Origin of the sequence: Desulfosarcina ovata subsp. ovata (assembly GCF_009689005.1) — a bacterium.
Lineage (GTDB): Bacteria > Desulfobacterota > Desulfobacteria > Desulfobacterales > Desulfosarcinaceae > Desulfosarcina > Desulfosarcina ovata.
On record NZ_AP021879.1, the window covers coordinates 3,080,705 to 3,094,665 of the forward strand.

The following is a 13,961-nucleotide window of genomic DNA, read 5'->3' on the forward strand; positions in this document are numbered from 1 at the left end:
AGGCGAAGCTGCTCGTTGTTAAAGGGTTCCCTCTGTTGCATAGGGGTTCAGAAACTGCCGTCTCCAGAGAAGCTTCCGATCAACGTCGCTCAACTCGGCTTTCTGGCAGACGGTTTGCCAATGCTGTTGGATGACAGCCATCAGGTTGCCGAATATTTCGAGGGCTTCTTCTTCGGAAAGAAGGAAGTTGTGTGCGGTTTGCAGGCACGTTTTAAGCTGGCTCAGATTGTTGTTGCCGGCAATGCGCATGGCCTGTGAGGCCTCGTTGCCGGCGCGGCCCTGAGGGCAGATGTCGTAGGCAGGCGTCAGGGTCAGCGCCTTGCCGTCCCAAAAGGCCGCATGGTTTCGCGCATGGTCATCGGTATTGCCACACAGGATGTTAAAAGCGAGCCGGGAGAACAGCTCCTTCAGCGTTTGCCTCGGATCGGTAAACCGGTGGCGGATGATTTCAGATAACGTTTCATAGCTGGCATAACGCGCCATCATGTCATCCAGGCCAAGCAGCGTCAGGGCCGAGACCATGGCCTTGCGTGTCCACCCGTCATCCTTGGGCACGCGGTCGAAACGCTCGATCAGGAGCACGTCCTTATTTGCCGCCCTGGTCAGTTTTACCGGCGCTACTTCCAGCCCGGCCATTGCGGCCAAACGCATGGTGATGAATTCGGCCTTGACGACGCTGTACAAGTCGGAGCTGGATGAAAACTTGGCCACGTATTTTTTGTCCCGGTCCTGAATCAAGGCTTTGGGCCGCGCACCGCCGATGGAGCTGCCATGGAATAACGCCTGATCCAGTTCCGGTGTGAGGGGCTCGCCTTTTTCGACCCGTTCGGCGGATTCGATCAATTCCTCCAGGCTGACGTTTTCAGATGTACGCGGCACATATTCGGTGGGAGATCGCTGAAAATCGAGCGCGCCGATCCGGTCCGATCCGGACTCCAGCAAGTAGGTCAACTCATCGAGTTCGCCCGTGTCCGTACCCGCGCCTTTAACCCCCAGCTTCTTATTGATGATCACACGCCTGCCCCAGGCATCGGGCGCGGCATCCCGGATACAGCCGGGCATGGTCATGCCCTCGGGCAACGGCAAGACCCCGGCCCTTAAGGGCAACTCAGGTTCATAGATCGCGATCGCGGGATTGCCGCCTCCGATCCGGTTCAGGTAGCTTTTGCCGTAATTGAACAGAATATTGCCGTTATCCGCTTCAAGCCGCCCGGCCACCACGGGCTCGGTTTCGTCCGGCAGCCAGATCCAGACAAAGGCTTCTTTCCCGGCGCTAGAAGTCATCTTTCACCGCCTTGGATTTCTTGCGCACGGATTTTGGCAGGAGCGCCAGCTTTTCATTGCTTTGACGCAAATGTTTGGTCAGTGTGGCTTCATCGGCATCAAACAGCCTGACACCAAGGACGGCCGCCGCTTCGAAGACGGCGCCGATTTCGCATTTGAGGTTACCCTTTTCAATGCGCTGCAGCATGCTCCTGGAAATACCGGCGCGGTCGGCCAATTCCTGGGCGGTGAGCTTGCGCTCCGTGCGCGCTTCGCGGATCAATGAGCCGAGGAGCGTGGCCGCATCGCGGCTATAGCGTGAATACGTCCGTGGGATGGATTTTGGCATCGCTTTCCCCTTGGTTCATATATAGGTCATAAATGGCTTTTATGACCTTTGTGTAAACCATGGGTAATGAATATCCATTGGCTTGTCAAGAAAGTTATGGTTCTTATATCCGTGGATACGGTGTTTCGTTCAATGCCGGTCAGCGGCTGGCAAGGTACTCCCGCACCATTGTTATTCCTGCTGGATCCGGGACCAGCGCCACCTTGATGATTTCAATTTCCTGGCCGGCGATGGCCTTGAAGCGTTCGTAAACGTAGTGCGAGGCCAGTACCACGGTACATGTCTTCAACATGTCACTGTGGTTTTCATCTGGTTCACATACGTTCCCGAACCCGTCGTGGTGCTCAACCAGCCCTCTTTTGTCAATTCCCGGTAAGCGGCCCAAGTGGTGTTCCGGTTAACGCCGAGGGTGAGCGCCAAATCCCGGGAGGGAGGAATCGGCGCACCGGCCTTCAAGCTGCCGGATTCGATCAAGCCTTTGATTTGCCGCTTGATCTGTTCCTTGACGCCCAAGGGGTTCGATTGGTTTCGGGTTAACTTCATATTGTCATACTATATTATGACAATCTTTCCGGCAGCCTAAAACAAAGACTGATCGGAATGTATGGGGCTTTCTACATTGATCTTTCGGTTTTTTTGGGCGTGTCCCCTCCTCATTAGCGCCAAAATGAGCATGCGTAGAAAAAACGGACACTGTTGATAAATAAATGGACGCCTGTGATAGTATTTACTGCTTCCCTATGCATATAGTTGTTCGCCTGATTAAAAACTCTGTCTAAGGCCCGCTACCCGCTTTGGAGCCCCTTTCCGCCTTTTTATCAGGCATGATCCAGAATCTTCACACAGGCTCTTAGGGCTTTTTCTTGGAAATGAAATTATGGGAGGATATTATGCTGCGGCATAAATCAGCAGGGATTTACTGGCTACTGTGCATTGTGAGTGGAATGATATGGGCGACACCAGATTTTGCACAAGATGATCAATCGGAATTAATACAATTGGAGACGATCACTGTATCTGGGGAGAAGCAAGAGGAAGAAGTCCAGAGAATTCCATCGGCAATAACGGTGTTCACTGAGACAGTGATCGAGGATGCCGGTATTGACGAAATCGGTGAAGTCATCAATCGGGTACCTAACATGACCTTTGGTGAAACATTTCTTGGGGGGGAAACCATATTCAGAGGAATACGACCAAGCCAATTTACCTATAAAAATCCTGTCATCATATACATTGACGGTATTCCCCATGACCATGTGTATAGTTTTGATGCCGATCTAAACAATATCGAGCGCGTCGAGGTCTTCAGGGGGTCCCAAGGCGCATTATATGGTAAAAACGCCATTGGGGGCATTATCAATGTTGTTTCAAAGCGACCGAATAATCTGGTGGATGCAAAGGTTACTGCCGAATATGCCGAAAATGAGACCTACAAGGTCAAGGCTTATGCGGACGGTCCAATTGTGCAGGATCGTCTTTTTCTGGGTCTTTCCGGTTCATGGAGCCAAACGGAAGGCTTCATGGAAAACCACTACCCCGGGGAGGATACTTTCGATGATAACGAAAGCTGGCGAACAAAGGTTCTTCTCAACTGGTTGCCATCGAAGGACTTCATTTTACAGCAGGGTTAAGATACGAAAGGGTGTACAAGGAGTTGAACTTTCGGTATACGGAGACCCGCCTTGATACTAATCAGACAACGAAAATAGCTTATGATATCGAGGATGACTGGAGCGCACTTCTCCCCAAGGGTACTCTTTCCTGGCACATAATGGATAACGCCATGATTTATGCCAGCATAAGCAGAGGATATCTGGCAGGCGGTCTAAACCCTTATGATACCGTGAAAGAGCGCGCGAAATTTGATGAGCAGATCTCCATCGATTATGAATTCGGGACAAAGACTCAATGGCTCGACGATCGCTTGACTTTTAATATGGCAGTATTTTATATGGATATCGAGGATATGCATGTCTACAGCATGCCCGAGCCTTATGTCTTCGTGGCCTCCAACGCAGGTGAGGCCCATAGTAAAGGGATCGAAGTCGAGATGATGGCCAGACCGCTCAAAGGACACGATATCACCGCGCAGTTTGGCTGGACCGATGCCGAATATGATGAGTACGAAGGCTACGATCAGATGAAACCCTTTCCGATAATCAAACACTCATGGGGCACCATCTACCGCTTCCTGAAAATGAAGGTTGAAGGCGCGGTCCTGGTTACGGCAATCAAATGCAATGTCTTCGACTGCCTGTCTGAACCGGTTGCGGCGGTTTCGGTTGCCCAACGGCTTAACCTTCATCCAAAAAATACGGAACTTTTTCTCAACGCCCTTGTCGGCATGGGTCTCATAGAGAAGCACGACGGGTTGTTTGCCAACACCGGGGTGAGCAATGAATTCATGGTCACATCGAGCCCCGCGTACCTGGGAACGTTTTTTTGCCGGGTGCACGATTGGTATGAATCGTTCCAATCGCCGGCACAAATGCAGGCGCTTTTGAAGAGCGGTCCCGGCGAGCAAGCAGGCCGGGTCGATGATACCAACTGGGTGGCGTTTACCCGGGAGGCTTCCGCCTACCAGTATTGCGGACCTGCGCAGAAGATTGCCGAAATCGTGCGTTCATTACCTGAATTTCCGCGGATGAACAAGATGCTTGATCTGGGGGGAGGGGCGGGGTTTTACGCCATGGCCATCGTTTCCGCCCATGAAACCATGACCGGGGTGGTCTTCGACCTGCCGCCGGTTGCCGATATCAGCCGGGAATTCATCCATGAATATGACGCCGGCGATCGCGTGTCGGTAATGGCCGGCGATTACACGGCCGATGCAATCGGCGATGGTTACGATTTGATTCTTGCCAGCGGAACCCTGTATTTTGCGAAGATTCATCTCAACGAAATCATTGGAAAAATATATAATGGCCTGAACCCCGGCGGTGTTTTTATGTCACTGCATAATGAAGCCTCTCACGAAAGAACCCGACCGGGCGATCACATCTGTGATTTCCTTTTTTATGAGCTTTCCGGCATGGACATGATTTTTCCCAAGGGTATGATTGCCGAAACGATGGTGCAATGCGGATTCAAATCGGTGAGAAGTTTTTCCATTGAAAGCAATTTGGGAGTGTTGGACATCGATATCGGAAAGAAATGATTTCAGCTATGCAGTGGATGGATTGGACCGTGGCAGATTGAAATCCTGCTCACGGCGTTCAGATTCTCCTGGTACCCGATGGCCCACGATTATTCGGATAGCGGATCGTCCCGCTTTAAAATGTCCCCATACAGCCGGTTGGCGCATTCCGGGCAAAGACCATGGGAAAACTGGGCGCCGGTGTGCATGGACACAAACTGCTCCACCTGCTGCCAGTATCCTTTGTCATCGCGAATTTTTTTGCAGGAACTGCAGATCGGTAACATTCCGGTGAGCACCTGGACCTTCTCGAGAGCATCTTTCAAATCCCGGGTCCGTTCCTGAACATGAATTTCCAGATTGTCCCTGGCGTGTTCCAGGTCGGTGATGGCCCGATCGGCCCGGGTGCGAGCCTGGACCAACTCGTCGCTCATGGTGTTGAAGGCTGCGATCAACTCGTCGAATTCGTCGAAGGTGCGCATGGTGATGGTTCCATCGAACCGACCCATGGCGATTTGCTGACAGCGCCGGATCATCGGATTGATACGGCCGGTCAAGTTTTTGGAGAAATACAGGGCAAAAATCAGGGCCAGCAGGAGGGAGGCCAAGAGCGATAGCAGACCGGTCAAACGGATCTCGTGTAGTTTGCGATCCACCTCGTCGGCGCGCATATCAATACCGATCAGGTATTTGCCGTCGCCATTGCGTAACGGGGCGTAGCCAGAGAGGAAAACCCCCCATTCATCGCGATAGGGTTTGTCTGTCACCGAAGGTGCGGTAAAACCTGATCGCAACAGATCGGGGGCCTTGGTGTATTCGCGACCCGGCAACGCCTGCTGGTCGGTCTCGTCGGAATCGACCACGAAGACGATACGATCATCAATTTTACGCATAATATAGAGAAATGCGATGTCGGAGTTGGACCTGCGCAATCGGCGGAGTTTGCCCAGCGTGTCCACATAGACGGTGTTTTTGACATCGTCGGCCGAGCGGATGTCTTCCAGATTCCGGGCATCGATGCCCTGGCTTAGAAAGGCGGCGCTGTTCTGCAGGCGTGAACGCAGGCTTTGGACCAGGCTGTCGATGGCGTTGAAGTAAAAGAACGTGCCGATGCTGCCGGATACCAGGAGAACGGCCAGGAAATGGCTTAAAAATAATTTGAGTCCAAATTTTAGACGAAAACGGGGGGCGGTGGTCATGATCTCTCCTGCAGCAGATTGGTCGGGGCTGCCAAGAATACGTAAAACTGCCGTTCCAAATGTTCGTCGAAGTAGGCGCCATTGTTCAGAAGGCCCTTGCCGTACAGATCGTCCAGGGTGGCCTTGGCCGGCTTGAAGTAGACCTCCTTGTACTCCTCCACCGCCTTGTCGAAGCCCTGGTAGAGAAGTCGTTGATCCATGAATCGCCGTGACAGGCGCGGCAGACGTTCTCAATTTTTTCCCGTTCCATCTGCCAGTCGTTGCCCGCTGGCAGGCAGCTTGAAGTCCGCCGGGCGGACGGTCAACGGGGCCTGGGTTTCCCAGGAGGGCCGTTCCGTTATACTACGTGAAGATTGCATCGGCTGTCCATATATTTTCGGCACGCTGGAAAATAGCAAACAAAATATCATCCTGCTTGTCTTTGTACCCGTCTACCGCGTTGCCGGCACCGGAACATATTCCCCGATATGCACCGGTACCGGCGCTTTGTAGACGCCCCACAATCCAGCGCAATTGGGCACAATTATTCACCGAGTACTGCAGGTCTGTTTTGTAACTTGCCCTTCCGTCAGGGCAATCGCATGTAACCTTGGTATGTGATGTGATTTACAGGGCGATCGCGTACGGATCATTAACTCTGATCCAAATCGAAATCGCTATCGAAATCGAAAAGAAATGGGACGTAGACATGCAGACGGGATGTCTATCGCCCTTTTGTCAACCAGTGATTCCAATATACATCGTCGATTTCGATAGCGATTCCGCGAAACCTGAGTTACTTGCGATTGCCCTGGCCCTTCCGTCGTAATGGCTTGACATCCATCGGTCAATTCAATATGTCTACTTAACCAATTGACGGCCGAAGCCGTTCTTCTTTATATTCTGCACCAAACCAACCATTGCGCCCATGAACCGTTTACGCATTCAGGCAAACCGGTTGCATGGATCACATCCAAACCACGAAGGTTTCGGTATTCCCCGGCGGGATCGGACCGCGTAGCTTAATTGTATTTGGATACAGTGGGTTAAACACTTTTGCCTGTGGGTTGAAGAGGCATTTGTTGATGGTCTTGTAAAAAGTCGCCGTTCAGACGGACTCGTAAAAAGCCCGAGATCAAGGCTTGCGAATCCTGAGGAATGAGGCGTACTGATCGTACTCCGCAGTGACGAAGGATGAAGCGTAACGCCGATATCGGGTTTTTTACGAATCCGTCATTTGTTTGCGCACTTGGTTTTTATGGCACTGTATAAGGGAAAAAGGAGGCATGGAGATGAAGGTGAAGGTGAGAGGTATGAAGCTATTCGTTTTTGTTCTATTTTTTCTGTTTGGGGGGCTATCTTTGGGGACTTCGGCCAATGCCGTGGATGATGCCGGCGAACAAACGGACGATGTATTTCAACTGGAGCCCATTACGGTAATTGCCACGAAAACGCCCAAAGCACCCTTGGATTCACCGGCATCGGTTTCCGTGATTTCCGAAGACGAGATTCAGGCTTTTAATTCGGAGCATCCCTTCAAGCCTCTGTTCCGAATAGAGGGGATTTATCCCCGCCAGTACAGAGGGCTTGCCGATTACTGGTCCCGTCCGATGATTCGTGGAAACAGGGCCCTGGTCATGGTTGACGGGCTTAACTGGTACGATTACGGCCATTACTACAACACCGGGGCCATCCCCATGAAGGATATAGAAAGAATCGAGGTGGTCCGGGGTCCTTTTTCGGCCCTGTACGGCACCCTTGCCCAGACCGGTGTGATCAACTATATCACCAAGATTCCCTATGACATGGAGGCCGAGGGCTCTTTTACCTATGGGGAAGATAATACACAGTTTTATAGCGCCCGCGTTGCCGCCCGTCCCTTTGCCGCCCCGGACGATCCTGAGAGTCTTTCCTGGGCGGAGAAAAACCTTGGAGACAATTTTTTCTTTTCCATGAGTTTTAAATACCGGACCACGGACGGTTACGAAACGAACCCGACCTATAAAACGCTGTCGGCCCCGGTGACCGGAGGCTTGGACTCATCCATTCCTGTTGCGACAAACGTGGATTCTGATATTAATCCCCAGACCGGAGACACCCGCTACATTGTCGGAACCCAGGGGGACAACTGGTATGAGGATTACGGTGCATTTTTAAAAACCGGGTATGAATTTTCCGATGATTCCAAAGTCTGGTACAGTTTTAATATCAGCCAATTTGAGTATGGATGGGAGGGAGGGAAAAGCTATTTGACCGATGACAGCGGTGACCTGATTACATCTGGCGATGTATACATCCAGGATGGCTCCGACTACTATCTGACCAGTCTGAGCGACACCACGTTTACAGCAACCGCCTATCAAAAAGAGTCCTTTGTCCACACCCTTCATTATGATTACTCTGTACCGGGCAAGGTGGATGTCAACGCCATTGTGGGGTACAACGACAAAGAAACCCAGTCACATTCGGTTGCCAGTGCCTACACCAAGGTGGAAGACAACGACCTCATCCAGGCCGACCTGTCCGCCACCTTTTACATGATGGACAGCCGGGTCCTTTTAACCGTGGGCACCCAGGGGGTAAAAGAGACGGCTGAGGTCACCAAATACAATTTGTCCAGCCCCAGTGATTCGGACAGTTGGGCATCCACCCAGTCGCAGGATTCGGGAGAAAGTCTGACCTGGGGTACCTTTGTTCAGGCCGAATATACGCCCGTTGATTTTACCACCCTGTATCTGGGGGGACGGTATGACCATTGGTGGGCCACGGATACGGAGTATTATGATATTAACGGAAACCATGAGGTCGGCGAGGATACGGATGACGGCCAGTTCAGCCCCAAAGCCTCCGTGGTTTGCCGGCTGGGGGAGAACGGCGTGTTGCGTGCCTCTTACGGTGAATCATTTACCGCCCCTTCCCTGTATTACCGAATCGCCAGCTATAGTTATTCAATCGGGGGAGAAACGACTTATGCCGCGGGCAACCCGGACTTGGATCCTACGACAAACAAATCCTGGGAAGTCGGCACGGAGTGGGAGTTTTTTGACAAACACCTGCGCGTCAAAGCCACGTATTTTCAGAACGAGTTCGAGGACCTCATTGTCAATGCTTCAAGAAATTACGTAATTAACGGCGAGACCGTTACCATAAAAAGACGGACCAACGCCGAATCCGCTGACGTCGACGGCATAGAAGCGGCCATTGAAGCTATCCTGCCTTATAACCTGAAAGGCGGTATCCACTACACCCATCATTGGTCCGAGTATACCCAGACCGAAGTCAATGAAGCTGGATGGGAGGTGGCAGAGGTGCCCACGGATATCTTCAACTTCTGGATAGGATATTTCACCGATTTTCTGGACGCTTCGGTTAACTTAAGATACTCTGACAGTGTTTATGATGATTGTCGTGTGCCACGTTTTTTGAGACTGTCATCCCACGTTTCATGAGACCATCCAGGTAGCATTCGATATCGTCACGTTAGCATATATCATATCGACCATAATAAAGACGGATTCAAATGACCAGATGATACAGCCTACCGCGTGGATGGCGTTTCGCCAACTATGCAAAAAGCAACTACCGTAAAAAACCGACTTACAACAAGAAGTCAGTATATTTTTCCTCTACATATTAGCAAGGCAGAAGCGCAACTCACCCCATGAGCCTCTGTTAACAACGACGATCTTGGTATTGATGGATCGAATTTCAAGTTTTTTTTCAACGAGTTTACCGGTGTAGATCAGGAAGTTTTTAGCGGAAGTGTAGGCGATCAGGAGTCTGTAAGGGGTGTTGTCGAACAACAGATCCAAGCGCACCTGGCCGGTACATGGTTCTCTATCGATACATTTCTGGCAGAGTTTTTCCTGATCATTGATGGGTTTGACGGCATCCAGAGATCGGCAGACAGGGCGTCGGTTCCGGTAGAGCGTTCTGGCGGCGCCGTAATCAAGGATCCGGCAGTCAAGCGCTGGGATCAGTTTTCTTTTGTCACCCAGATCGATGCCCAGAGGTTTGACGGTGATGTAGCGTGCCATCATGCGCTGTACGATGTCACGCAGGATTTCGGCTTGCTGCGGGTTCATGGCATATCTCCTTTCATGTCAGTTCCCAGCGTTGGAGGATGTCGTCGAGGGTAAAGGGATCGATGGGGCCGTCCGGTTTGCTTTCGGCCAAGATTTTTTTGAGCATAGGGACAACCAGGCCCGGGATGCCTCTGGCGCGTTCAAACAGGATATGCATCCCCTGCTGACAGATGCGCTGCAAATTTTCGGGGCCGAAGTGATATTCGATAAAAGGAGGCAGTTCATCGAATGTCAAACCGGTCAACTCTTCCCTAACCACGATACGTCGCCACAAAGGGGCAATGGCCTGAACTTTGTCCCGCAGCAAAGGCATACCGATCAGCAGGATGCGTACCGGGCAGCTGTCGTCAAGATTGCTTTCGGCCAGCGCCTTTGCCTCCAGCAGGGTTTCATCGGCCAATTCGTGTGCTTCGTCGAACCATATCAGTAACTGGTGGGGTTGTTCGCCAAGCGCGGATATCAGGCCCTGGAGCGTTTCGCTGTGAGAACGTCGGGTGGGCAGCCTCATCCAGGTGGCCAGCACGCGGACCAGGGCGGTTGCACTCAGATGACGAGCGTGAGAAAAATACAGCACGCGATGCCTGCAGCGGTCCAGGACGGTGTTCAGCTGCCGGCACAGCCAGGTTTTGCCGACACCGGTCTCACCGGTTAACATGAGATAACGGTCGTTTTCGTTTCGAAAGGCGTTTTCAAGGTTTTCAAGCGCCCGTGCAAAGTCGTCAAAGACAAAGTAGGACGATGGGTTCATAGAGAGTCCTCCTGGGGATCGGGTTTATTTGCCTGTGCCTTTACAAGCCTTTCCAGGTATTGCAGATAGGTTTTCAGGGCACGGTTGGGTCCAAGGGCGTCGGCGGTTTTGTCGATCGCTTGGTGAAACGGCTGTGCGGGCAAGGGGCCGTTTTGTCGATAAAAGGCTTCGATGGCCGCGGCTTCGCGTTGGTCGATGGGGACGGGGCGCTGCAGCAGCCGGCTTAACTCACGAAACACTTCCGGCAAACCGAAGCCGGGCTGGGCATTGGGTCGGCAGTGACCCTGCCAGACATCCAAAAGTTTTTGCAGCTGTCCGGTGCCCCGTTTTTCCTCTGTCTTTTGAAAATCGAAGGGGTGCTTTTTGGTGAAGGGTTCAAGCGGGATCTGGTGCGCATCATCGATGATCAGCAAGGCTTGGTCTGTGTTGACCGGATCGTAGCGAAAATCACATTCTTTTCCTGCAAAGCGGGTCGGCACACGGAAAAGGCCGTTGGGTAGATTCACCTGGCCGGTTTTCGGGTGGCTTTTGGCCTGGACGGCGATTTTAAATGCCTGGGCAAGTTGTTCGGCACCGACGCGCCGTGTTGAGAGGCGTCGGGCCAGGGCTTGTTCCGGGGTCATCTTGATTTCACGATGGTGGTGCCGGTTGTAGACCAAAGCGATCGTCGCCTGAAGCAGAGCCTCCAGATGATGGATATCGACCACTTCCTGGTTTGGCAGCTCTTTGACGAACCATCTTTTCAGGGATCTGTGATAAGCTTCGATTTTCCCTTGTGCCTCTGGGTTGCGGGATTTTACCCAGTTTCGATGAACCCCCAAAAAGGCAAGGCCGGTGCGGAAGACTTCGGAGTCATAAGCCGAGGCGCGGTCAAACTGCATGCGAAGGGCAATCCCCCACTTGGATGCGGCCAGGCGAAAGACCCTGACGGCGGCTTGGATATTTTCAGCCTGTGCGATGATGGCGGCCAGAATGTATCGGCTAAAATCATCGAGGATCGACAGCACATGGACCCGGATCGTTTGGCCGTCGGTCAACATTACCGAAAACGGGCCTTTGGCGTCCATCTGCCAGATCTCGTGTGGCTGATCTGTCTCGTACAGGTCCCGCAGCTTTTTGCCTGCTGCCTTTCGGCGTTGCAAAATGCCCAAAAATGCCGGGTGTGCGCGAAGATCACGGCTCAGGGTCGAGCGACTCATGGACAGCTCACCGAACTCCAATTCGAGGTAAATCATCAGCTGGGTCAAAGAGCGCCCGGGCTCTTCGTACAAAAGCCCCAGGGCGTAGTTCACCTGTTCACTGCGGTCGGTGCGGGCCAGCCCCTTGTCTTTTCTGACCTTGGGCATCAGCCCCAAAAAGCCTTTTTCGCGGTAATCTTTCATCCACCGGAACAGTGTGCTTCTGCCGATGGGCCTTTTTGGGGACGAACACGGCCATTGAACAGACTTCCGCGTACGATCGCTAAGAATGCGCCGTTTTTCCGCTTCGGTCAGTTTGTCGTCCACAAGTGGACTGATCATTTCGAACCGCCAGGCGGCGATCTCCCATGAATCGGACATGACAAGGGCTCCTCTGGAAGAATTTGGCCCCATGCTAGCATATTTTTAAAATCGATGTGTTCAGCCGCCGTGCAGCGAATGCCGGTTTTAAAGCCAAGGCCGAACGAATTGCCCCAACTGACGATGAGACAGTCGAGTTCAACGAAGTTTGGCGGATTTTCGGACGCGATCAGCGAACCGACAAATTCAAATTTTTTGCAGGCTTCAAGACGTTCCCGGCGCCCCTGGCTGCGGTAACGATGCGGGTTGATCCAAACCGGTTGACCATGCAATGAACACATTTGTGGGTAACGGATTTCCAACTCCGCCTGGATCCGAGTGGCCGGTATGGAAAAGGTCGTTTCCCCCATCGGCCTGCCCAGCCACCAAGCACCCAAACCTTCTGTCCATGCGTGAAGTGTCGTGTGCCCAGGGGTTTGATCACCGTAAAAATGATTCCAAACCACTTGGCGCAATGCCATGTCTCCTCGATTGTATAGGCTTACCGAACGCTCGATAACCGGTAGTGAGTAAAGTTTGTAGGGAAGAATATCCGCCGGGAGCAACCGGAACCGGCTTTTACATATGGGGCATCTAACCAGAACAATCTGGGCCATATCCTTGACCACCGTATCGATACCCTCTTGATCCTTTTCAAGTTTGTAGGAGGTCCGACAAACGGTGGATCTGGTCAATTCAAGTGATGGCGGTGGTTGCTGGCAGGCGCAATCGACAGAACATTTTGGACAGATCGTCTCGGCCAGATAATCGTCAAGAAGTCCTTGCGAATAAAGGCAAATGTAAGTAGCATTGGTAATTGCTATGGTGATCGGGATGGGTGCCTCCATCTTGGTTGCCGAAGGGGGCAGGCCAATGCCCCCTTCATCCTTATCGACGAATTCTGTAGCCCGCCTCCTAATCGGTTTGTAACTCCCTGTATAATACCCTTTTTCTACGGGTGAACAAATGAACTGGTGCTTCAGTGAAAAATGCTGAGCACCGGATTTTGTTTTTGATAACTCTCTGAATGAAAATTGAAGGGGGCGGACATGCGATTGCCAAGGTATGTGATGGGAGGTTCGGAGTGAGTGAGGTGAGGAGGACTGAGCCGTGATTATTTGTTCTATATTTTTTTCTACAATTGAAAATGAGTCAGTGGGTTAGTGGGCTTTGAGTCTCTGAGTCCGTGGGCCTCTGAGTCAGTGAGCTCTGAGTCTCTGAGTCCGTGAGATGCGAGTCTCTGAGTTCGTGAGCTACGACAATGATGATGATCGGGATCCCTATGCCAGCGACGCGTTCAATGATTATACGGATTCTTTTGTCGTGGATGCCCAAATAACGGTCAAACCCAGTAAAAAACTCTCCCTGACCCTGTCTGTGGACAATCTGTTTGATGAGGAATACTATGAATATTACAAGGCCCCCGGCCAGACGATATTGGGCACGATCAACCTGTCCCTGTAAGAAAATATAGCATTCAAGATAATGTTTTTGAGAGTCGCTATCGGTCGGAAGCGGTATGGTTGATACCGCTTCCGACCTTTTTTAGGCGATTTCTGTCAAAAAATATACCCGCCTGCTTGTCTTTTCATCCGTCTTCTGCGTTGGGCGTTTCCACACATAGCCCCACTATGCGTAAAAAAGCCCGCCTTGAATACGAATGA

At 51.9% G+C, this 13,961-nt stretch carries 14 protein-coding genes; 4 read left to right on the forward strand and 10 right to left on the reverse strand.

From position 1 onward, the window contains the following. Positions 1–18 precede the first annotated feature (18 nt). The 4 genes from GN112_RS13635 to GN112_RS13650 all read right to left on the reverse strand — a co-directional run bounded on the left by GN112_RS13635 (position 19) and on the right by GN112_RS13650 (position 2,155). Positions 19–1,284: a type II toxin-antitoxin system HipA family toxin gene (locus GN112_RS13635; protein ID WP_155310728.1), complete on the reverse strand. Its 1,266-nt coding sequence runs from the start codon at positions 1,282–1,284 to the stop codon at positions 19–21. Beyond that, positions 1,274–1,612 carry a helix-turn-helix domain-containing protein gene (locus GN112_RS13640; protein ID WP_155310729.1) on the reverse strand — a complete coding sequence of 113 codons (339 nt, stop codon included), beginning with the start codon at positions 1,610–1,612 and terminating at the stop codon, positions 1,274–1,276. Before GN112_RS13640 ends, GN112_RS13635 begins: the two co-directional genes overlap by 11 nt. Positions 1,613–1,751: 139 nt before the next feature. Continuing rightward, positions 1,752–1,904, reverse strand: coding sequence for a hypothetical protein (locus GN112_RS13645; RefSeq protein ID WP_155310730.1), 153 nt, complete (start codon positions 1,902–1,904; stop codon positions 1,752–1,754). After that, positions 1,898–2,155, reverse strand: a complete 258-nt coding sequence (locus GN112_RS13650; RefSeq protein WP_155310731.1) for a GntR family transcriptional regulator — start codon at positions 2,153–2,155, stop codon at positions 1,898–1,900. The genes GN112_RS13645 and GN112_RS13650 overlap by 7 nt, the downstream gene beginning before the upstream one ends. A gap of 347 nt (positions 2,156–2,502) precedes the next feature. Here GN112_RS13650 and GN112_RS13655 point away from each other — a divergent pair, with 347 nt between their 5' ends. Together GN112_RS13655 and GN112_RS13660 are read left to right on the forward strand one after the other, a co-directional pair. Next, positions 2,503–3,243 (forward strand): TonB-dependent receptor plug domain-containing protein, encoded by a 741-nt coding sequence (locus GN112_RS13655; protein WP_162458927.1) that lies wholly within the window; start codon positions 2,503–2,505, stop codon positions 3,241–3,243. 11 nt (positions 3,244–3,254) lie between these two features. Then, complete coding sequence (locus GN112_RS13660) at positions 3,255–4,769, forward strand: TonB-dependent receptor domain-containing protein (RefSeq protein ID WP_162458928.1); 1,515 nt, start codon at positions 3,255–3,257, stop codon at positions 4,767–4,769. An 89-nt stretch (positions 4,770–4,858) separates the two neighbouring features. Here the strand turns inward: GN112_RS13660 and GN112_RS13665 are convergent, their stop codons facing one another. Both GN112_RS13665 and GN112_RS33845 read right to left on the reverse strand, forming a co-directional pair. Then, complete coding sequence (locus GN112_RS13665) at positions 4,859–5,947, reverse strand: HAMP domain-containing protein (protein WP_155310734.1); 1,089 nt, start codon at positions 5,945–5,947, stop codon at positions 4,859–4,861. Then, the gene (locus tag GN112_RS33845; RefSeq protein WP_176603541.1) at positions 5,944–6,147 is read right to left on the reverse strand and encodes a hypothetical protein; all 204 of its coding nucleotides are present in this window, start codon (positions 6,145–6,147) and stop codon (positions 5,944–5,946) included. Before GN112_RS33845 ends, GN112_RS13665 begins: the two co-directional genes overlap by 4 nt. Before the next feature lie 1,092 nt (positions 6,148–7,239). Here GN112_RS33845 and GN112_RS13675 point away from each other — a divergent pair. After that, complete coding sequence (locus GN112_RS13675; RefSeq protein WP_155310735.1) at positions 7,240–9,375, forward strand: TonB-dependent receptor plug domain-containing protein; 2,136 nt, start codon at positions 7,240–7,242, stop codon at positions 9,373–9,375. A 177-nt stretch (positions 9,376–9,552) separates the two neighbouring features. Here GN112_RS13675 and GN112_RS13680 read toward each other — a convergent pair whose 3' ends face one another. From GN112_RS13680 to GN112_RS13695, 4 genes are read right to left on the reverse strand one after another with little or no spacing between them, the layout of a single operon-like run. Then, positions 9,553–10,011: a hypothetical protein gene (locus GN112_RS13680; RefSeq protein ID WP_155310207.1), complete on the reverse strand. Its 459-nt coding sequence runs from the start codon at positions 10,009–10,011 to the stop codon at positions 9,553–9,555. Positions 10,012–10,024: 13 nt separating this feature from the next. Beyond that, a complete protein-coding gene (locus GN112_RS13685) occupies positions 10,025–10,759 on the reverse strand; it encodes an ATP-binding protein (protein ID WP_155310208.1) in 735 nt (244 codons plus the stop codon). Then, the gene (locus tag GN112_RS13690) at positions 10,756–12,318 is read right to left on the reverse strand and encodes a DDE-type integrase/transposase/recombinase (protein WP_162458929.1); all 1,563 of its coding nucleotides are present in this window, start codon (positions 12,316–12,318) and stop codon (positions 10,756–10,758) included. Before GN112_RS13690 ends, GN112_RS13685 begins: the two co-directional genes overlap by 4 nt. Further along, a complete protein-coding gene (locus tag GN112_RS13695) occupies positions 12,276–13,145 on the reverse strand; it encodes a hypothetical protein (RefSeq protein ID WP_155310211.1) in 870 nt (289 codons plus the stop codon). Before GN112_RS13695 ends, GN112_RS13690 begins: the two co-directional genes overlap by 43 nt. 382 nt (positions 13,146–13,527) lie before the next feature. Between GN112_RS13695 and GN112_RS13700 the strand changes: the two genes are divergently transcribed. Continuing rightward, complete coding sequence (locus tag GN112_RS13700; RefSeq protein WP_155310737.1) at positions 13,528–13,761, forward strand: TonB-dependent receptor; 234 nt, start codon at positions 13,528–13,530, stop codon at positions 13,759–13,761. Positions 13,762–13,961: the final 200 nt, after the last annotated feature.

Excerpts from the sequence above, each read along its gene's own strand:
- GN112_RS13685 (WP_155310208.1), bottom strand. The coding sequence starts at position 10,759 with ATGAACCCATCGTCCTACTTTGTCTTTGACGACTTTGCACGGGCGCTT.
- GN112_RS13690 (WP_162458929.1), bottom strand. The coding sequence starts at position 12,318 with ATGTCCGATTCATGGGAGATCGCCGCCTGGCGGTTCGAAATGATCAGT.
- GN112_RS13675 (WP_155310735.1), top strand. The coding sequence starts at position 7,240 with ATGAAGCTATTCGTTTTTGTTCTATTTTTTCTGTTTGGGGGGCTATCT.
- GN112_RS33845 (WP_176603541.1), bottom strand. The coding sequence starts at position 6,147 with ATGGATCAACGACTTCTCTACCAGGGCTTCGACAAGGCGGTGGAGGAG.
- GN112_RS13700 (WP_155310737.1), top strand. The coding sequence starts at position 13,528 with ATGCGAGTCTCTGAGTTCGTGAGCTACGACAATGATGATGATCGGGAT.
- GN112_RS13645 (WP_155310730.1), bottom strand. The coding sequence starts at position 1,904 with ATGTTGAAGACATGTACCGTGGTACTGGCCTCGCACTACGTTTACGAA.
- GN112_RS13680 (WP_155310207.1), bottom strand. The coding sequence starts at position 10,011 with ATGAACCCGCAGCAAGCCGAAATCCTGCGTGACATCGTACAGCGCATG.
- GN112_RS13650 (WP_155310731.1), bottom strand. The coding sequence starts at position 2,155 with ATGAAGTTAACCCGAAACCAATCGAACCCCTTGGGCGTCAAGGAACAG.
- GN112_RS13695 (WP_155310211.1), bottom strand. The coding sequence starts at position 13,145 with ATGGAGGCACCCATCCCGATCACCATAGCAATTACCAATGCTACTTAC.
- GN112_RS13640 (WP_155310729.1), bottom strand. The coding sequence starts at position 1,612 with ATGCCAAAATCCATCCCACGGACGTATTCACGCTATAGCCGCGATGCG.
- GN112_RS13635 (WP_155310728.1), bottom strand. The coding sequence starts at position 1,284 with ATGACTTCTAGCGCCGGGAAAGAAGCCTTTGTCTGGATCTGGCTGCCG.
- GN112_RS13665 (WP_155310734.1), bottom strand. The coding sequence starts at position 5,947 with ATGACCACCGCCCCCCGTTTTCGTCTAAAATTTGGACTCAAATTATTT.
- GN112_RS13655 (WP_162458927.1), top strand. The coding sequence starts at position 2,503 with ATGCTGCGGCATAAATCAGCAGGGATTTACTGGCTACTGTGCATTGTG.